This is a genomic window from Shewanella corallii (genome assembly GCF_023349125.1).
Classification (GTDB): Bacteria; Pseudomonadota; Gammaproteobacteria; order Enterobacterales; family Shewanellaceae; genus Shewanella; species Shewanella corallii.
Genome location: NZ_JAKIKT010000015.1, coordinates 21894 through 41204, shown reverse-complemented (window position 1 = coordinate 41204; position 19311 = coordinate 21894). Strand labels below are relative to the sequence as shown.

Genomic DNA, 19311 nt, shown 5'->3' with positions numbered 1-19311 from the left:
GGCTCTCCTTTTTTATCTGCTATTTAAGCAGACGGGTTGCAGACCTGAGCCAGCGTCTTAAGGCGTCTTTCCGGTTGAGCGACAAATGGGTTATCGCTGTCCCAGGCATAGCCCGCGAGTATGGAACAGACCTTCTGCTTAATACCGGGATCCGGGCGGTCAAAGAAGATCACATCCTGCAGTTCACCTGAATACCAACCCTGTACATAAGCGCGGAAGGTATCGACTCCCTTCATCAAAGGCTCAGCGTACTCCTGCTGCCAATCCACATTCTGCCCTTCGAGCTGGCGTATCAAAGCAGATACTGCTAAATCGGCGGACTCCATGGCAATAGTCACCCCGGAAGAGAACACTGGGTCGAGAAACTCACCAGCATTCCCCAGCAGGGCAAAGTGTTTACCCCACAGGCTTTTGACATTGGCGGAGTATCCCCCCAACTCACCGGCCGGGTTGCAGAACTCAGCTTTATCCAGCAGCGCTGCCAGCCCAGGCTCTTCAAAGGTGATGGCTTTGAGTACATCCAGGTTATCGCCGCTGTAGGTATCGAAAAACTCTGGCTCCCCCACTACGCCAAGGGAACAGCTGCCATTGCTGAAGGGAATTAGCCAGTACCAGACATCATGGTTATCTGGATGCACGGAGATCAGGATCTTATCTCTGTCGTATTCAGGGTGCTCCGCTGAAACTATGCCGTCTTTGATATGGGTGAATACAGCTTTGCGCCCGGGCAGACATGAGGGCTGTTCCAGTTCCAGCAGCTTGGGCAACACACGCCCAAAGCCACTGGCGTCCAGCACAAAGTCAGCTTCAATTTGGTAGTCAGTACCCGCTTGGGTTGCAACGGACAGCAGCGCTTTACCATCGGCAAAGCTGATATCAGTCAGCCAGTGACGGTAGCGGATCTCAACGCCTTGGGCTGCGGACTCATCGGCCAGGACTTTGTCGAAGTTTGCTCTTTGTACCTGATAGGTGGTACCCGGCCCGGGAGAGAATTTATCGGTGAAATCAAACGCAGTGTATTTGCCATTGCGACGGAAAGCGGCGCCGTTTTTAAACTGAAATCCGGCCTGATTAACCGCATCAACCAATCCGGCTTTTTCCAGCACCCTCATACAGGCGGGCAACAAACTTTCACCTATGGAGAATCGAGGGAAACTGCTTCTTTCCAGGATCAGAGCATCTATACCCTGCTGCTTCAACAAGGCTGCCGCCACACTGCCGGAAGGGCCGGCACCAATAATTACAACGCGTTTTTGCTCCACTGTAACTCCCTGTTTACTGCGCTTTCCAACATCTGCGATCGACTTTGAGCCTGCCGCTGACGATAAGACGAGCCAGTGTAGCAGATGCCTATCTCAATCGGCATAGGAGTTTATTCCAATCAAAACGATCCTTTCCCACTCCCCTGGCGTAACCATGAATAAGATCAACTTTGATTGCGACGCCATGAAAATCATTCTGCTGACATCGATCCTTTTTCTGCAGGGATGCGCCAACCAGGCCTTCTTCTCTCCGCAATCCCCCACCTCTTTCAACACTAATATCACCATGCTTGAATCGGACTCCGGCAACCGGATTGCCAGCCTACTACTGCCGGGAAAGGGACAAATCAAGGGGATAGTGCTGCACTTCCATGGTAACAGCGGGCATATGGAGCAGACTCAGGAGAAAGTGGATTGGCTGACAGAGCATGGTTTTGATGTGTTGGTATTCGACTACTCTGGATTCGGTCACTCTGAGGGTCAGTCCACCGATGTGGCGGCGGTGGCAGACAGTCGGTCCATGCTGAAACTGGCCAACCAGCTCAGCGCAGCAACCGGATTACCTGTATACGCAGTGGCAACCTCTACGGGTGCCAACTTGTTGATACGGGCCATGGCGGACAGTCAACTCAGGTTGGACGGCATTATTATCGATTCAGGCTTCACCAGCTACACCCAGGTCGCCAGCCATGTATTGAGTAACTTCCCACTGGGCGGGCTCTATGCCTGGTTTGCCCATGTCATCATGCGCGATGAATATGCTGCGGGGGATGACGCCAGATACCTGCCGCAAATGCCGGCACTGGTGGTGCACTGCAAACAGGACAAGATTGTGCCATTCACTTATGGTGAGCAGATATTTGAAGCCCTGCCGGGCGACAAGGCCATGATGGCATTGGATGATTGTGCCCATGCCAGAGGTATGACCCGAGCCTATCCGCAAAATCAACAGCAGGTTGTAGCCTGGCTGGAGCAAACCGCAGGCATGAGCGTCAGCATGCAACAGTCAGGCTCGGGGGCATCTTCCCAAAGCCTGACTTTAAAACCCTGATAGAAAATGGGTTGAATACAGGATTAACCTGCTTTCAGCTCAAGCAAAGTGTGGCCCAGGCCGATTTCATCGGTGCGGGAGGCCACTACAAATCCAGCCTCGGCAGCAAGTTGCAAGAAGTCCTCGCTGCGGTAGAAACGACTGTTACCGTTGGCCAGGCAGGTGAAGTACAGAGAAGTGGCATTCAAACAGAATGAAGCAGCGTCGTACTTCTGTGCATCCCAGAACATTTCCAGAATATATACCGTCGCTTCCGGCTCCATGGTGGCTCGAACCTTTTTCAGGATCTGCAGTATCTCCATGGGCGAGAAGCAATCCAGGAACTGACTCATCCACCATACATCCGCCCCGGCAGGCAACGTTTGCTCTGGGTTTAGCATATTGGCAGGCCAGCCATGGATACGCTCACCGAAACCATTGGCCTCTGCGTTTTCGCGGGCCATCGCCAGCTGCTGCGGCAAATCCACTATGGTGACCTGTACGTCCGAATCGTGGGCACAGCATTGCATTGCCCACTTACCTGTGTTGCCGCCGATATCCACCAGCATTTTAGGCTTGTTTGCAAAGACCCGCTCCAGCAGCACAGGGAAAGATCTGTCCGAATAGAAATGGTCAAACTGGAACCAGCTCTCCTTGGCTTTCTCCGGCAGCTGTGACAAGCCTTCATAGATGGTCGGCCAGTCACCCAGCTCCTTCAGGCCCGCAGGCTTGCCTTCGGTAATTGACTCAGTCAGGTGCATCATTGCCGCGTAACAAACGTCAGCAGTGAAATCCATATTGGCCCGGGTCATGCCGTCGTGGAGCAGGAAGTAACCGAGTTTTCCAAGCACATAGCACTCTTCACGCCAGAGCACTATACCTGCGCTCAGGGCCATATCCAGCAGTACTTTAACGCCATACTCCGAGACTCCGGTTTGCTGACTCAGGGAGTCAGCATTCATTCCTGACTCACCGGCACTGTCCAGCGCAGCAAGAATGCCGAGATCTCTCAAAGTACGGGCACAGTGAAACACGACAGGCGCAAACGCCAGTTTTTGCGCTTCAGTCTTGGCCTGAAGCGCATTGAATGGATCTTTTGAAAATTGAAGCACACTACTACCTTAGGAAAGCGGCATATCAGATGGCGACTTTCGCCAATGCCCGCTTAATATCGACGTCCAGATTATTTACCCAGCGATTATAGTTTCGATGGATCTTGCCATTGGCATATTTCAGGTTGTCAGACGTCACATAATTGATGGAATAAGATTTGTCGTTGTAATCAATGTCGACTACAGCATGATGAGAGCGTACAAAAATCTCGGCGCGGATCACTCCGGGACTCACCTCTTTCATCACCCAACCGCGGTCGATTCCCGACTGCAAAATTGCGGTTTTTACCTGTTCTAACGTCAAATTAAAGGTAACTGGCGCTGATTGAACGTTTTTAACCGGTTGCATCCTGCCACATGCGGTAACAGATGTGAGCACTAGAGCTATTGCTATCAACTTGACCGTCTTCATAAATCCTCCTGATAACGGCGCAAACTACACTGATTGAATTGTGTTGCAGCCAGAAAATCATATATTCTTTGCAGATCTAACGACTGACTAACAATACTCTCGGTTTTGTTATTGGCAAGGATAGGGAAGCATTCACTGTCGTAAATTATGAGCAAGATTCAATTCTGTATAAAAAACTGGCACGCAGTGGCTCCGGGCAAGTCCAGTCCGGAAGATTGGCATAGCCATAATAAAGATGACGATTCGTCCTCTTCAACCCAGGCTATACCCAGCGATCTTATCCCTCCCATGATGCGTCGCCGCATGAGTTCTCTCAGTAAAATGGCGGTACAGACAGCCCTGACACTGACCAAAGAGGTCACACCGAACTATGCGGTATTCAGTAGTCGCCACAGTGAACTGCCAAGAACCGTGACTCTGGTGGAATCCATACTCAAAGGTGAAGATGCTTCCCCCATGGCTTTCTCTCAGTCTGTGCACAACACGGCCTCTGGCCTTTACACCATAGCTGCCGGTCATGCGGTGCCCGTAACATCTGTCAGCGCCGGCGAAGACTCTTTGCATGCCGGATTGATAGAAGCCACCGCTTACCTCGCCTGCCACCCGGACCACACTGTGTTACTGGTAGATTTTGATGAGCCCATGCCGACTCCCTATGACAGATTCGACTCAATAGAGCACTCCGGCTATGCCTTTGGCATGCTGATGACTGCTGGTGATGAGGTTAGTGTCGAGCAGGAGCCTCTGACTCATACTCAACTTACAGCCCCTCAGGCCATCAGTGTCATTCAGGGTCTTTGTGATGCCAGTTCTGCATGGAGTATCCCGGGCTCAAGAAACGGCTGGCGCTGGAGTCGTTAATGGCCAGCGGTTTGAGCTTAACTCAGCGTTTGGACAAGCTGCGCCGCATTCTGGCCACAGGCTTTTGCTTTGCCCTGTTTGGCCTCGGAGGCCTGTGCCTGACCTTCGTGGTTTTCCCGCTGATAACACGCTCCATCAAAGATCAGACGGCGCGGGAAATGAAGGTGCAGAACATTATTCAGAAAAACTTCGATTTTTTCTGCCGCACCATGAAGTTCACCGGTTGTATCGATTATCAGATTATCGGCGCTGAGATACTACAGCAGGATAGAAACTGCATCATAGTTGCCAATCACCCCAGCCTGATTGACTATGTGCTGATCGCGTCATGCCTGCCCCAGTGCGATTGTCTGGTTAAGGCTGCCATTTGGCACAATCCTTTCATCAAAGGCATAGTGAAAGCCGCCGGATATATCCCCAATCAAGCTCCGGATAGCCTTTTCGGCGATTGCAGCGACAGACTGAATAGTGGCAATGTATTACTCATTTTTCCCGAGGGCACCCGTACAACGCCCGGTGTCAGCTCAAAACTGCAACGCGGAGCGGCACAGATTGCAGTACGGACAGAAACCGATTTGAGATTGATTCATATCACTGTCTCCCCGAGTTTTTTGACCAAGGAGAAGATGTGGTATCAGGTTCCGGATCGTAAGCCATTTTTTAAGGTGGAAGTTAAAGGTAAAATTGCCATTAGCGACTTCCTGAATACTGATTCTCCGGCCAATGCAGCCAGAGAACTGAACCGCTATATGGCTCAGCACCTTTTTCCTGAGCCCGGGCAACCAACACAGAACATATAGAAGCAGGATAAAGTGGAAACATTACATAACGAGATTAAAGCACTGATTATTGAGGCTCTGAACCTGGAAGATATTCAGGTGGAAGATATTGAAACTGAAGCGCCTCTGTTTGGTGATGGTCTGGGTCTGGACTCTATCGATGCTCTGGAGCTGGGATTGGCACTGAAGAAGCAATACAACATAGTGATTGACGCCGACGATACCAAGACCCGTGAGCACTTTGCCTCCGTAGCCAGTCTGGCAAACTACATCACCGAAAATAAAGCATAAGAAACAAGCGATTATCATGACTGAAATAAACAGACAAGCAATATTCGAGCAGGTTCAAAACACTCTGGTAGAGCTGTTTGAGCTGGATGCTGCCGATATTACTCCTGAAGCCCAACTGTATCAGGAGCTGGATCTGGACAGTATTGATGCCGTGGACCTGGTGGTGCACCTGCAAAATCAAACCGGCAAAAAGATTAAACCGGAAGACTTTAAGTCAGTACGAACCGTCAACGACATTGTCGATGCGTTGATCGTGCTGATGCAGGAAGCCTGATGCCTTTGCTGACAATAGTGTCAGCAATCCTCTTGCTGGCCTACCCTCTTGCTGTCTACTTTGGCCTGCAACACTTTGATATAGGCATTATTGCCGCCGTCATGGCGGGCATATTCGCCCTGCGGATCCTGGCGGGCAACAACGCCCGTCTTGCAGAGTTGAAAACGCTGGCCTGGATAAGTGGTGGCGCGGGGTTGGTCCTGGTAACACTGGGATACGTGTTCCAAAAGCAGTCCTGGTTTACCTTTTATCCGGTTGTCGTCAACGTGTTGATGCTGGGGTTATTTGCCGCCAGTTTTAAACAAAAACAAACCATTATTGAAAGGTTTGCAAGGCTCCAGGAACCAGACCTTCCCGATAGCGGTGTGCAATACACGCGTAAAGTCACCGCCGTCTGGTGTGGCTTTTTTGCCATCAACGGCAGCATAGCATTGGCAACCTGTTTTATGCCTCTGCATATCTGGACCCTCTACAATGGCCTGATCAGTTATCTGCTGGCAGGAACACTATTCGTTTGCGAGTATTTGGTACGCCAATGGGTAAAAAAGAAAACAGCCTGATCTCCTGTTACTCCGTCGCTCAGCTGCCCATGGCACTTGCTGACAACAGCGAGCTGGCGTGGGGCGCAGAAGGTGTCATCACCGGCAGCCAGTTTAAAGCCGATGTCGGCAATCTGACCCATCAGCTCAGGCAGCGAACCGAATCCCGCTGGGCCCTGTGTTTTGACAACAGCTATCAGTTTGCCGTAGCCCTGTTTGCCTGCTGCCACAGCGGCAAACATCTGGTGCTGCCGGGTAATTATCAGGCCGGTGCGCTGGAGGAGATAAGTCAACATTTCGATGCCCTGCTGTATGACCAGCCTGTCGACGCCAACCTGCCCGCGACATTGCAGATTCAGTTGCCTACTCACTCTGATTCAACAACGGCTCAATTAGCCTGCTTAACCCCTGAATCCATTCGGCTGACCCTGTTCACTTCCGGCTCCAGTGGTACGCCAAAAGCCATTCACAAACACCTGGGATTGCTGGATGTTGAAATTCAGCAGCTGCACCTGCTTTGGGGAAACCAGTTGACCGGCTGCCGGGTGGCCAGCACGGTTTCTCATCAGCACATATATGGCCTGCTATTCCGATTGCTCTGGCCCCTGTGTGCAGAGCGTCCATTTGCAGCAGAAAACCTGATTTACCCCGAGCAGGTAATGGCCGAAGCCGCCCCAAATACCTGGCTTATCAGCAGTCCTGCACTGCTTAAACGTCTGGGTAACGAAGCCGCTCAGGATAAATACCGGATGATGTTTTCCTCCGGTGGTCCCCTGCCGTTAACGGCAGCCGATGATTGCCAGCGACTGTTCAACCTGAGGCCAATGGAGATATTCGGTTCAACCGAAACCGGCGGCATCGCGTTCAGACAGCAGCGAGAGCTAACAACTCCATGGCAACTCTTTCCCGGCCACGGGATGCGTCTTGCTGCCGACGCTGGCATAGTACTGAAATCCAGCTTTATTCCAGCAGAAGATTGCCAACAGGGTTGGTACCACACCAGTGACAGAGCAGAACTGATTGGCGATCATCAATTTCGTTTGCTGGGCCGAACAGACCGGGTAGTAAAGATTGAAGAAAAGCGTATTTCACTGACCGAAGTGGAGCGCCACCTCACCAATCTGGAGTGGTTGGAAGAAGCTGCCGCTCTGCCACTGGACGATGGTAAGCGCCTGTCCATTGCTGCCGTGATCAGCCTGAGTGACTCAGGTAAAGCTGAAATAGCCAAGCTGGGCAAAGGCAAGTTTAATCTGGCACTGCGCAGTAGATTAAGAAGCTATCTTGAGCCTGTGGGGATCCCACGTCGTTTCAGGATTGTTGAGCAGATCCCGGTGAACAGTCAGGGCAAACGACTGTACCAGGCTTTGGTGCAACTGTTTTCAGACCAGGAAAAAGAGAAAAATAGGATGGTCAGAGTCCTCCCTCAGATATTGCACTCAGATGTGCAGGGAAACACAGCCAGAATTGAACTCCAGCCCGATGCAGATCTGCTGGATTTTCAGGGCCATTTTCCTCAGTTCGCCCTGCTGCCCGGCGTAACTCAAATTGACTGGGCGATACGTTTTGCCGCAGCGTTACTGTCTACCGATGGCAGATTTGCCGGTATGGAAGTGATCAAATTCCAGGAGCCGATCACCCCGGGCGCCAGAGTCACGCTGGAACTGAGTTGGGCCGAAGACAAACAAAAGCTGACATTCAGCTACAGTTCACCCCTGGGTATGCATTCTTCCGGACGTATTAAACTGGAGCCCAATGCATGAGCGAGTACCGCCCCTGCTTTCTGATCCCCTGTTATAACCATGGCAATACTGTCGAGGCAGTATTGGCTTCTCTGCGTCAATTTCAGTTGCCCTTTGTGCTTGTGGATGACGGCAGCGAGTCGGCAACCAAACAGGTACTGGAGCAACTTGGCCAGGCCAGTGATGTCACCCTGGTGACTCTGGCGGAAAATCAGGGCAAAGGCGGCGCTGTGATGGCGGGCCTGAGACAGGCTTATGCTCAAGGGTTCAGCCATGCCATCCAAATTGATGCGGATGGTCAGCATGATCTGGAGACAGTCCCCAGATTATTGGCGTTGTCACAGGAGCAGCCTCAAAGTCTGATTTCAGGCCAGCCTGTTTATGATGAATCTGTCCCCAAGTCCCGCCTCTACGGTCGATACGCCACCCATATCTGGGTTTGGATTGAGACTCTGTCGCTGGATATCAAAGACAGCATGTGTGGTTTTCGCGCCTACCCTCTGGCACAGACGGTTCAGTTGCTGAATCGCTGCAAGATTGGCAAACGAATGGATTTTGATATCGAGATTCTGGTGCGAATGTACTGGGCCGGAACGGATATCCGCTTTATTCCCACCCGGGTGATTTACCCCGAGGGCGGCATCTCTCACTTTGATGCCCTTTGGGACAACGTTAAAATCTCGGCTATGCATACCAGGCTGTTTTTCGGCATGCTGCCACGCATACCCAAACTCCTTGCCAGAAAATTCAAATCACAGAACAAGCCTCAGCAAACCCATTGGTCCACCACCAAAGAGCGGGGAACCATACTGGGTATCAAAACCCTGCTGTGGATCTATCGCCTTCTGGGGCGACGTGCCTTCAGCCTGATGCTGAAACCCGTTATCGGCTATTACCACCTGACAGGCAAGCAGGCACGCACCGCCTCGGAAGAGTTTCTGGCGCATTTAACTCAGTACGCCGACAGCCAAAACCTTGAGCTACCGGATAACCTCAGCAGTTACCGGCATCAACTGTCATTCGGCGAAACCATGCTGGATAAACTGGCAGCCTGGCAAGGGGACTTTAAACCTGACAACCTGACGATTCACGGTCAGGAGCATTTCGAGCGGCTGGCCGAGGGCAAACAGGGCATGCTGCTGTTGGGCTCCCATCTGGGCAACCTTGAATTATGCCGGGCGCTGTCTCGACAGAATACAGATATCAAAATCAATGCGCTGGTATTTACCCAACACGCCGAGCAGTTCAACAATGTGATGGAAGCTATCAACCCGGAAGCAGGCGTAAATCTGATTCAGGTGCAGAGCCTGGGGCCCTCCACCGCTATCCTGCTGAAGCAAAAACTGGATGATGGCGAGTGTGTGGTTGTGGTCGGCGACCGCACTTCGGCAACTCAGGAAGAGAGAGTGGTGTGGGCAGATTTCCTCGGCCAGCCAGCGCCCTTCCCTCAGGGACCTTTTTTGCTGGCTGCAGCGCTCAGAGCACCGGTTTTTCTGCTGTTTGGCCTGAGAGATGACAGCCGCAGCGAACCCCATTTCAATGTGTATTTTGAACCCTTCAGGGATCCTTTGACTCTGCCCCGCAAAGACAGAGAGCAGGCGCTGACTCAGGTCGTCGGCGACTATGCCTCCAGGCTGGAGCATTACACCCTGAAAGCCCCGATGCAGTGGTACAACTTTTATAATTTCTGGCAGTTAACTGGACAACACAATGACAAGTAACACCCGTATTCTCTTCGGTGAAAACCGCCTCACCATTGAAGATGTCGTCGCCATCAGTGAGGGCGCCGGTGCCGAATTGAATCACAGCGACAGCTTTGTTGGCCGGATAAACCGGGGCGTGGCCTTTCTGGACCGCCTGCTGAAAGAGGACGGTGTGATTTACGGCGTGACCACAGGCTATGGTGACTCCTGTACTGTCGGTATCCCTACTGATCTTGTCCCAACCCTGCCACTGCACCTGACCCGATTTCATGGTTGCGGCCTGGGTAAGAACCTGTCCAGAGAACAGGCTCGCGCTGTGTTGGCGACCCGACTCTGCTCCCTCAGTCAGGGCGTATCCGGCGTCAGCATGGAACTGCTGGAACAACTGGTCACTTTGATTAATCAGGATATCACTCCCCGTATTCCCGAAGAGGGGTCGGTGGGCGCCAGCGGCGACCTGACACCACTCTCCTATGTGGCGGCAGCTTTGATTGGCGAGCGGGAAGTGTTTTACAAAGGGCAATATCGTCCCACTGAAGAGGTGTTCGCCGAGCTGAAGATCTCCCCCATTGTGCTGCGCCCCAAGGAGGGTCTGGCACTGATGAATGGCACTTCAGTAATGACTGCCCTGGCCTGTATCGCCTACAAACGAGCCGAATACCTGGCCCAGCTCGCGACCAGAATTACCGCCATGGTGACCCTGGGTATGCAGGGCAATGATTTCCACTTTGATGAAGCCCTGTTTGCTGTGAAACCGCATCCGGGGCAACAGCAAATTGCCGCCTGGCTGAGATCGGATCTTCAGGCTGATCGCCCACCACGCAACAGTGACAGACTGCAGGACAGATATTCGCTGCGTTGTGCTCCCCATGTGATTGGGGTACTGCAGGACAGTCTGCCTTGGCTGCGCCATATGATTGAGAATGAACTCAACAGCGCCAACGACAATCCGATTATCGATGGTGAGAATGAGCGGGTGCTTCACGGCGGTCACTTCTATGGTGGCCATATCGCCATGGCGATGGATACGCTGAAAACCGCCATCGCCAATATTGCAGACCTGCTGGACAGACAGATGGCCCAGCTGATGGATTACAAGTTCAACAACGGTCTGCCATTTAACCTGACCGGCGCCGAAGGCGAACGCAAGCCAATCAACCACGGGTTTAAAGCCGTGCAGATAGGTGTATCGGCCTGGACAGCTGAAGCCCTGAAACACACCATGCCGGCCAGCGTATTCTCCCGCTCTACCGAATGTCACAATCAGGACAAAGTCAGCATGGGTACCATTGCTGCCCGGGACTGTTTGCGGGTACTACAGCTGACCGAGCAGGTGACATCAGCATCATTACTGGCAGCGACACAGGCCATCGTCCTGCGCAAGCGTCACCATGAGTTGAACGAAGAGCATTTCAGCCCGGCGATGAAAGCCATGGTGGCGGAGGTATTGGAGGAGTTCCAACCCGTGGTGGAGGACAGGCCACTGGAAGCGGATCTGCGCCACTTTATGGCACGTATTGAGCAACGTCACTGGAGTTTGTATTAATGAGTGAGGAGCCTATGGCCAAAGTGCTCAGTGCCGAGGTGGACATGATCACCTCATTTCAGGATGCCGACCCTATGGGTGTGGTCTATCACGGCAACTACTTCCGCTATTTTGAGGAAGCCCGCCGGGTAATGATGGAAAAGATCCATTACAGCTATCTGGACATGATGGATTCCGGCTATATGTGGCCCATCATAGACACGCGGGTAAAATATATCCGCTCCATCCCCTTTAATCACAGGATCAGAGTCACCGCCACACTCAATGAGTGGGAGAACCGCATGCGGGTGGATTATGTGATTTATGATGGAGAAACCGGCGAGCGAATGACCAAAGCCCATACCATGCAGGTGGCGGTCAGCATCAAGGACAGGGAGATGCTGCTGGCGTCGCCAAGAGTATTTCTGGATAAGCTGGAGGCTTTCCAATATGACACTGACTAGGCTGCTGACCGCACTGGTTATCCCTCTGGCTCTGTTGACCGCCCCAACTTTTGCGGCAACGGCAGCCAACACAGAAACCGAACAGGCAGGCATCACACTGCAACAGCTGCAGCAGACACTGGCAGCCCATGAGTTGGTTAAAGGTGATTTTGAGCAGGTGCGTAACCTGTCTATGTTCAGCCAGCCTTTGAGCTCATCCGGTCATTTTGTGTTGTCGCGCCAGCAAGGACTTTGGTGGCAGCAAACCCAGCCTTTCCCTGTCTCTCTTGTTTTAACCAAAAACAAGTTGAGTCAGCAGTTTGGCACTGAAGCGCCACAACTGATGAATGCCGATGAGAACCCTATGGTGTTCTATTTCAGCCATCTGTTTCTGTCCCTGTTTCAGGGAGACACGCAAAAGCTGCAGGAGCAGTTTGATGTTGCCCTGAGCGGAGACGCAGACAATTGGACATTGGCGCTAACCCCCCGCACTCCGCCACTGACGCAGGTGTTTACATCCATTGTGCTCAAAGGTGATGAAAACCTGGATAAACTGGAACTCACAGAGCTGCGAGGTGACTCCACCCGCATCAGTTTCACTGACCAATCTCATCCATCAACGCTGACTCAGGAAGAGCAAAGTGTCTTTGCCCTCTGAGCTGCATCACGGCAAAGCATCCAGGCTGGCAGCCGTTATCTGGCTGGCTTGTTTGCTGCTCGCCATTGCCGTACTGGCAGTCAGATTTATGCCCCTGATATCCGGTCAGGGGCAATCGCCCATTGAGACCAATATTCTAAAACTGCTGCCACAAAACCAACAGGATCCCCTCGCCCAGAAAGCCTTTGAGCAAATAGCTGGTGCGATGGAAGACAAATTGCTGTTTCTGGTTAAAGCCCCTGATGACGCCACTGCAGTCAAAGCTGCAAGCCAGTTCAGTGAGCAACTCACAAGCCTAGACTGGCTCACGGATATTCAGGGAAAAATCACTGAAACCCAGCAGCAGGCCTGGGGCAAACTCTTCTATCCCCACAGATTTAGCCTGCTGACGCCAGAGCAACAACAAAGGCTGAGCAGCCAACCGGCGACTCAGACTCAAAAAGTGGTGCAGTCGGTCTACAATCCTTTTTCAGGGGTCACGGCCAACGAGCTGAGCAACGATCCTTTTTTATTGTTCCGCGATTATCTGCAGTCTTTGGGGCAACAAGCCGGCCAATTCCGCCTCGATAATGGCTTTTTGATCTCCAGACAAACAGCGCCTGATGGCCAGGCACACAGCTATGTGTTGATCACCGCCCGGCTGTCTGGCTCCCCCTATTCGCCGTCGCTGCAGGCTCGTTTGCCTGAACTGACCTTACTGGAACAGACAATTGCCCATACCGACTTTAATGGTCAGCAGGCACAGGTGCTGCATACCGGCGTGCTTTTCTACGCTGCTTTTGGTACCCAAAGCGCTAAAGATGAGATCAGCACAATAGGCCTGGGCTCTTTGCTGGGGGTGATCCTGCTGCTGCTGATCGTATACCGCTCTGCGTTGCCGATGACCCTGGCGCTGGTCTCCATCGGCAGCGGTTTGTTGTGTGCGCTGGCGGCATGTCTGCTGATTTTTGGTAAGGTGCATCTGTTCAGCCTGGTGTTTGGTGCCAGCCTTATCGGTGTGTCCATCGACTACGCTTTCCACTATCTCACCGATAGATTAGCGGCTGGCAGTCGCTGGAACCCTGTTGCAGGCCTTAAACATATCTTCGCTGCCATTACTCTTGGCCTAATCACCAGCCTGGTAGGTTATCTGAGTATGTTGGTCGCGCCCTTCCCGGGGTTGCAGCAGTTGGCACTCTTCTCTGCCATAGGGCTGACCGGCGCTTACCTGACTGTAGTGTGCTGGTACCCTCTGTTGGCGGCGTCAAAAGTGCACGATGCGCCACTGCCCCAGCTCAGGCTATTGAATGCAGCCCTGGCCTTTTGGCAAAAGCCCGGGCTGAGATATCTGCTGCCTTCGGCAATACTGCTGGCGGCGTTATTCGGGCTTTACCATGTTCACTATGATGATGACATCCGTCAGCTCCAGGCTCTGCCTGAAGGGCTTCAGACCCAGGAAGCTGAGATTAAAGCGGTAACCGGCATGGGCAGCACTCAACAGATGCTGCTACTGAGAGCCCGATCAGAGCAGGCGTTGCTAACGGCACTGTCGCAAACAGATCATCAACTGCAGGGGCTGAAAGCCGAAGGCAAGCTGACCAGTTTTACCAGTCTGGGAACCTACGTGCCTGCGGAGGTTCAACAAAAGCTGAACTTTGAGTTGATTACCCAACTTTACCGCTCTCAGGGAGACAAACTGGCAGCGACTCTGGGAATGAAACAAGCGCCGGTTGCACCTGAGCAGTTCGCCCCTCTGACCCTGACTGAATTTCTGGCCTCTCCGGCTTCAGACGCACTGCGCTTCCTTTGGTTGGGGGAGCAAGAACTGGGAGAGGACAGCGCAGGAAAGTTTGCCTCGGTAGTGCTGCTCAGTGGAGTGAATGATGCAAGGGCCATAAAAGCACTGGCGGCAAACAATGGGGATATCAGCTTTCTGGATAAAGCCGATGAAATCTCCTCGCTGTTTGGAGAATACCGAATCAGGGTGACTGAACTGCTGTTACTGGCATTTGGACTGATATACGGCTTGCTGACTGTTCGCTTTGGCTGGCGTCAGGCTTGCTGGGTTATTCTGCCCACGGTCGTTGCCTCAGTGGCCGGACTGGCGGTGACCAACCTTACCGGTCTGCCGCTGAACCTGTTTAACCTGCTGGCGGTGATTCTGATCCTGGGGATCGGCATAGATTACAGCCTGTTTTTCGCCGAGCAGAGTCGTCATAAAGAGCTGGCGGGTTCAGCTTCCCAGGCCACACCCGCCCGTCAGAGTACCCTGTTGGCAATCAGTTTGTCCGCCGCGACCACTCTACTGTCATTTGGCCTGCTGGCACTGAGCCATACCATGGCTATCCATAGTTTTGGCATCACAGTGCTGACGGGTATTATAGTGGCCTGGTTCCTGGCACCTGTGTCCATGAAGAACTTATCGACAAGGAGAGAAGGTGCTTAACTTTGCCGCTTTCTGCAAAAGCCTGCTGTTGCTGGCACTTCTGTGGCTCAGTGGCTGCAGTTTATCGCCAAAACCGAGTGATGATGGCAATAAGGTGCGACTGGCTGCAGACACTTTTGTGGCTCTGCCCTCTCCCGCCTCTTACGGTGGCACACTGACGGCTTCTCAACTGATCACTGTCAGTTGGCAACAGGATGGCAAACAGCAGTCCCGTACCTTGCCAGTGCAACTTGAAGTCACCCCTGAGAAGCTGGCTTTAGCAGGCTTTTCCTCCTGGGGCAGTCGTATTCTCAGCCTGACCTATGAAAAGGGACAGATCACTACTGCCGTGATGCCGGGTCTGGGTACCACACTGCCTGAACCCGAGCAGGTGGCACTTAACCTGATGTTGACCCTCTGGCCTCTGAAAGCCTGGGAAACCGAGCTGGCCTCAGTGAATTGGAGACTGGTCCAGCACGGACTGACCAGAGAGTTACTGGATAGCAATGGCCAACCTCAAATTGAGATTGAATACAGCAGAACAGAGAAACTGGCAGGCCCGATAGTGTTCAGGGACAAACAGCTTGGGCTGCAAATAACCATCAAAACTCTGAGCCAGGGAAAGGATAATGACGCATAAGATGCTGAACAAACATGTCATCTATATCCATGGTTGTGGCTTCCACTCGGCCATGGGCAAAACCGATAAAGAGATACACGCCTGTCTGGCAACTGGCATCAATCCAGCCATGACCCATGAGGCTGAAATACTCAATAACGGCAGACCCACAGTAGTTGGGCGGATTAGTGATCCCCTGCCTGAGATTGAAGCTGACAACCCACACTTTCATACCCGTAATAATCAGCTGGCCTGGTCTGCGTTGAGTCAGTTGCAGCCATTGATCACCAATGCCATCAACAAATATGGCGCAGCCCGTGTCGCCGCTGTGGTGGGAACCAGCACCTCAGGAATTTCTGATGGTGAGCAGGCATTTGTTCACTATCTGGAACAGGGCGAGTTTCCACATGGCTATCACTATTACCGCCAGGAGTTGGTCAATCTGAATGATTTTGTGGCTGACGCCACCGGGGCAAGCGGGCCGTCTTACACTGTCTCCACTGCCTGCTCATCCAGTGGCAGGGTATTTTTATCTGCCCGTAACCTGCTGCGATCCGGAATGGCTGATGCTGTCATTGTCGGTGGTTGCGATACCCTGTGCCGTCTCACCCTGAACGGTTTTAACGGACTGGAAGCCCTGTCCACAGAACTGTGTCGCCCGTTTGAGGCACAGCGAAACGGTATCAATATCGGTGAGGCCGCTGCCTTTATGCTGCTCACCCAAAGCAGGGATGACAGCGACAGGCCGTTGCAGTTACTGGGAGCGGGTGACAGTTCCGATGCGCACCACATATCAGCACCTGAGCCAGAAGGAAAAGGCGCCTTTGAAGCAATGCAAAAGGCGCTGGATGATGCCGGATTGGGGCCCTCTGATATCGGGTATATCAATGCTCACGGCACGGCTACGCCACTCAATGACACCATGGAGTCCAAGGCCATTGCCCGACTGTTTGGTGCCAGCGTTCCGGTAAGTTCCACCAAGCAGCTGACAGGTCATACCCTGGGCGCGGCCAGCGCCACTGAAGCCGCTATCTGTTGGCATCTGCTACAGCATGACCTGACATTGCCCAAACAGAACCTGAGGGGGCCAGTTGGTGACGATATTGCTGATATCACTCTGGTGTCAGATGGTCAAAAGCTGTCAAAGCCAGCAATTTTAAGTAACTCTTTTGCCTTTGGTGGCAATAATATCAGCCTGATTTTTGGATATCCCAATGACTGAGTATTCCCACAAGATGCCACCCGTGGCTGAACTACTACCCCATCAAGCCCCCATGATATTGATAGACAGGGTGCTTGATGCCGGTGAAGAGCATGTTTACTGCCAGTTGGAAGTCACCCCATCGCACACCTTTTTTGATGCCGATTCCAGATCCATTCCCGGCTGGGTGGGGATAGAGCTGATGGCGCAAACCGTTGCCACCTGGTCAGGTTTTCGTGCCCGACAGCAAGGTGAGCAACCACCTATCGGCTTTTTGCTCGGCAGCCGCCGTTATCAAAGTGAGGTTCAGGCATTTACCCAGGGGCAGCTGCTGGATATCAAAGCGGAACGCCTGATGGAAGACAATGGCATGGCGGTATTCAGTTGTCGCATAGAAAATAACGGCAAGGTGCTGGCCAGCAGTCAGCTTAATGCCTACGTACCCTCAGAAGAAAAACTCAAAGCAATGCAAGAGACAAGAGAGGCGAGAAAATGAGCAGCGCACGTCGAATTCTGGTTACCGGAGCCAGCAAAGGCATAGGTAAAGCCATCGCGATTCAGTTGGCCAAAGATGGCTTTCATATCACGGTTCACTATATGGGTGACAAAGCCGGTGCAGAAGCGACTCAGGCCAGTATTCGTGAATTAGGTGGTGATGCAAATCTGCTGCAGTTTGATATAGCTGACCGTGAGCAATGTAAGGCTAGACTGGAAGCTGACATCGGCGAAAATGGTGCCTACTATGGCGTGGTCAACAATGCAGGCCTGACCAAAGACACCGCCTTCCCGGCAATGACGGGCGAAGAGTGGGATGGCGTGGTGCATACCAACCTGGACAGTTTCTATAACGTGCTGCACCCCTGTGTAATGCCGATGATCCAGCTTCGTAAAGGCGGTCGCATAGTGACCCTGGCCTCGGTATCCGGGATTGCCGGTAACCGTGGACAAACCAATTACAGCGCCGCAAAAGCCGGTGTGATTGGCGCTACCAAGTCGCTGGCACTTGAGTTGGCCAAGCGTAAAATTACCGTTAACTGCGTTGCCCCCGGGCTTATCGACACAGGTATGGTCGATGAGCATGTGAAAGAACACGCTCTGCCTCTGGTTCCCCTGCGTCGTATGGGTGAACCGCAAGAGGTTGCTGGTCTGGTTAGTTATTTGATGTCAGATGTGGCAGCCTATGTCACCCGTCAGGTTATATCCATCAACGGAGGTTTGGTATGAGTCGTCGTGTCGTCGTCACAGGTATGTCAGGGGTCACTGCATTCGGGAACAGCTGGGCCGATATCGAGCCCCGTTTGCGAGCCTGTGAAAACGCTGTCCGCTACATGGAAAGCTATGAGCAATATGACGGCCTGAATACCAAACTCGCCGCACCGATCGAGAACTTCTCTCTGCCAGCCCATTACACCCGTAAGAAGATTCGCTCCATGGGCCGTGTCTCTCAACTGTCGACGCTGGCGACCGAGCAGGCGCTGGAGCAGTCGGGCCTGATGGGAAATCCGGTACTGACCAATGGTGAAACAGGGATTGCCTACGGTTCCTCCACAGGCAGTACTCCCGCTATTGGCGCATTTGGTGTCATGCTCAACGACAAAACAACCAGTGCCATTACTGCCACCACTTATGTGCAGATGATGCCTCATACCACGGCGGTAAACGTCGGCCTGTTCTTCGGTCTGAAAGGTCGGGTTATTCCCACCAGCAGCGCCTGCACCTCGGGTAGCCAGGCCATTGGTTACGCCTATGAGGCCATTAAACACGGCTATCAAACCGTGATGGTTGCTGGCGGCGCAGAGGAGCTGTGCCCAACAGAATCTGCGGTATTCGACACCCTGTTTGCCACCAGCCTGAAAAACGAAAAACCGGGTACTACACCCAGTCCATGGGACACGGAAAGAGACGGCCTGGTCATTGGCGAAGGTGCGGGAAGCCTGATTCTGGAAGAGTACGAGCACGCCAAAGCCCGGGGTGCAAAAATCTATGCAGAGATCATCGGCTATGCCAGCAACTGTGATGCAGCCCATGTGACTCAGCCTCAAATGGAAACCATGCAGATCTGTATGGAGATGGCACTGAAACAGGCTCAGGTTGCCCCCTCTGAGATTGGCTATGTATCCGCCCATGGCACAGCCACAGAAAAAGGCGATATTGCCGAGAGTAATGCCACCGCCAATATCTTTGGCAACAATGCCCCTATCAGTTCACTCAAGAGCTACCTGGGCCATACCCTGGGCGCCTGTGGAGCCATTGAGGCATGGTTGTCACTGGAGATGATGCACACCGGTTGGTTCCACCCCACATTGAACCTCAACAATATCGACGAACGTTGCGGCAATCTAGACTATATCCGTGGTGAAGGCCGTGAACTGCAAACCGACTGCATTATGAGTAATAACTTTGCCTTCGGCGGTATCAATACCTCATTGATCTTCAAAAAACTGGCTGATTAACCCGAA

At 52.7% G+C, this 19311-nt stretch carries 20 protein-coding genes; 17 read left to right on the top strand and 3 right to left on the bottom strand.

Going from position 1 to position 19311, the window contains the following annotated elements; all coding sequences use genetic code 11:
• Positions 1–23: 23 nt before the first annotated feature.
• Positions 24–1262 (bottom strand): NAD(P)/FAD-dependent oxidoreductase, encoded by a 1239-nt coding sequence (locus L2725_RS22185; RefSeq protein WP_249250977.1) that lies wholly within the window; start codon positions 1260–1262, stop codon positions 24–26.
• Positions 1263–1416: 154 nt separating this feature from the next.
• On the opposite strand from L2725_RS22185, the gene L2725_RS22180 reads away from it, so the two are divergent.
• Positions 1417–2313, top strand: coding sequence for an alpha/beta hydrolase (locus tag L2725_RS22180; RefSeq protein WP_249250975.1), 897 nt, complete (start codon positions 1417–1419; stop codon positions 2311–2313).
• A 23-nt stretch (positions 2314–2336) separates the two neighbouring features.
• Here the strand turns inward: L2725_RS22180 and L2725_RS22175 are convergent, their stop codons facing one another.
• Both L2725_RS22175 and L2725_RS22170 read right to left on the bottom strand, forming a co-directional pair.
• Entirely contained in the window at positions 2337–3404 is a 1068-nt protein-coding gene (locus L2725_RS22175; protein ID WP_249250973.1) for a methyltransferase, read from the bottom strand.
• 25 nt (positions 3405–3429) lie between these two features.
• Positions 3430–3816 (bottom strand): hypothetical protein, encoded by a 387-nt coding sequence (locus L2725_RS22170; protein ID WP_249250971.1) that lies wholly within the window; start codon positions 3814–3816, stop codon positions 3430–3432.
• 147 nt (positions 3817–3963) lie between these two features.
• Here L2725_RS22170 and L2725_RS22165 point away from each other — a divergent pair, with 147 nt between their 5' ends.
• From L2725_RS22165 to L2725_RS22090, 16 genes are read left to right on the top strand one after another with little or no spacing between them, the layout of a single operon-like run.
• Positions 3964–4677, top strand: a complete 714-nt coding sequence (locus L2725_RS22165) for a beta-ketoacyl synthase chain length factor (RefSeq protein WP_249250969.1) — start codon at positions 3964–3966, stop codon at positions 4675–4677.
• Entirely contained in the window at positions 4677–5477 is an 801-nt protein-coding gene (locus L2725_RS22160) for a lysophospholipid acyltransferase family protein (RefSeq protein ID WP_249250967.1), read from the top strand. Before L2725_RS22165 ends, L2725_RS22160 begins: the two co-directional genes overlap by 1 nt.
• Positions 5478–5489: 12 nt before the next feature.
• Positions 5490–5747, top strand: coding sequence for a phosphopantetheine-binding protein (locus L2725_RS22155; RefSeq protein WP_115138861.1), 258 nt, complete (start codon positions 5490–5492; stop codon positions 5745–5747).
• Between the two features lie 16 nt (positions 5748–5763).
• Entirely contained in the window at positions 5764–6021 is a 258-nt protein-coding gene (locus L2725_RS22150) for an acyl carrier protein (RefSeq protein ID WP_115138862.1), read from the top strand.
• Positions 6021–6581, top strand: a complete 561-nt coding sequence (locus L2725_RS22145) for a COG4648 family protein (protein ID WP_249250966.1) — start codon at positions 6021–6023, stop codon at positions 6579–6581. The genes L2725_RS22150 and L2725_RS22145 overlap by 1 nt, the downstream gene beginning before the upstream one ends.
• Positions 6557–8320 (top strand): ApeI family dehydratase, encoded by a 1764-nt coding sequence (locus tag L2725_RS22140; RefSeq protein WP_249250965.1) that lies wholly within the window; start codon positions 6557–6559, stop codon positions 8318–8320. Before L2725_RS22145 ends, L2725_RS22140 begins: the two co-directional genes overlap by 25 nt.
• Positions 8317–10020 carry a glycosyltransferase family 2 protein gene (locus tag L2725_RS22135; protein ID WP_115138865.1) on the top strand — a complete coding sequence of 568 codons (1704 nt, stop codon included), beginning with the start codon at positions 8317–8319 and terminating at the stop codon, positions 10018–10020. Before L2725_RS22140 ends, L2725_RS22135 begins: the two co-directional genes overlap by 4 nt.
• Entirely contained in the window at positions 10010–11548 is a 1539-nt protein-coding gene (locus L2725_RS22130) for an HAL/PAL/TAL family ammonia-lyase (protein WP_249250964.1), read from the top strand. The genes L2725_RS22135 and L2725_RS22130 overlap by 11 nt, the downstream gene beginning before the upstream one ends.
• Complete coding sequence (locus tag L2725_RS22125) at positions 11548–11991, top strand: acyl-CoA thioesterase (RefSeq protein WP_249250963.1); 444 nt, start codon at positions 11548–11550, stop codon at positions 11989–11991. The genes L2725_RS22130 and L2725_RS22125 overlap by 1 nt, the downstream gene beginning before the upstream one ends.
• Positions 11978–12628 carry an outer membrane lipoprotein carrier protein LolA gene (locus L2725_RS22120; RefSeq protein WP_249250962.1) on the top strand — a complete coding sequence of 217 codons (651 nt, stop codon included), beginning with the start codon at positions 11978–11980 and terminating at the stop codon, positions 12626–12628. The genes L2725_RS22125 and L2725_RS22120 overlap by 14 nt, the downstream gene beginning before the upstream one ends.
• Entirely contained in the window at positions 12612–15053 is a 2442-nt protein-coding gene (locus tag L2725_RS22115) for an MMPL family transporter (RefSeq protein ID WP_249250961.1), read from the top strand. The genes L2725_RS22120 and L2725_RS22115 overlap by 17 nt, the downstream gene beginning before the upstream one ends.
• Entirely contained in the window at positions 15046–15672 is a 627-nt protein-coding gene (locus L2725_RS22110) for a DUF3261 domain-containing protein (protein ID WP_249250960.1), read from the top strand. Before L2725_RS22115 ends, L2725_RS22110 begins: the two co-directional genes overlap by 8 nt.
• Complete coding sequence (locus L2725_RS22105; protein WP_249250959.1) at positions 15662–16873, top strand: beta-ketoacyl-[acyl-carrier-protein] synthase family protein; 1212 nt, start codon at positions 15662–15664, stop codon at positions 16871–16873. The genes L2725_RS22110 and L2725_RS22105 overlap by 11 nt, the downstream gene beginning before the upstream one ends.
• The gene (locus tag L2725_RS22100) at positions 16866–17348 is read left to right on the top strand and encodes a hotdog family protein (RefSeq protein ID WP_249250958.1); all 483 of its coding nucleotides are present in this window, start codon (positions 16866–16868) and stop codon (positions 17346–17348) included. The genes L2725_RS22105 and L2725_RS22100 overlap by 8 nt, the downstream gene beginning before the upstream one ends.
• On the top strand, positions 17345–18076 hold the full coding sequence (locus tag L2725_RS22095; RefSeq protein ID WP_249250957.1) for a 3-ketoacyl-ACP reductase FabG2: 732 nt from the start codon (positions 17345–17347) through the stop codon (positions 18074–18076). The genes L2725_RS22100 and L2725_RS22095 overlap by 4 nt, the downstream gene beginning before the upstream one ends.
• Positions 18073–19305: a beta-ketoacyl-ACP synthase gene (locus L2725_RS22090; RefSeq protein WP_249250956.1), complete on the top strand. Its 1233-nt coding sequence runs from the start codon at positions 18073–18075 to the stop codon at positions 19303–19305. Before L2725_RS22095 ends, L2725_RS22090 begins: the two co-directional genes overlap by 4 nt.
• Positions 19306–19311: the final 6 nt, after the last annotated feature.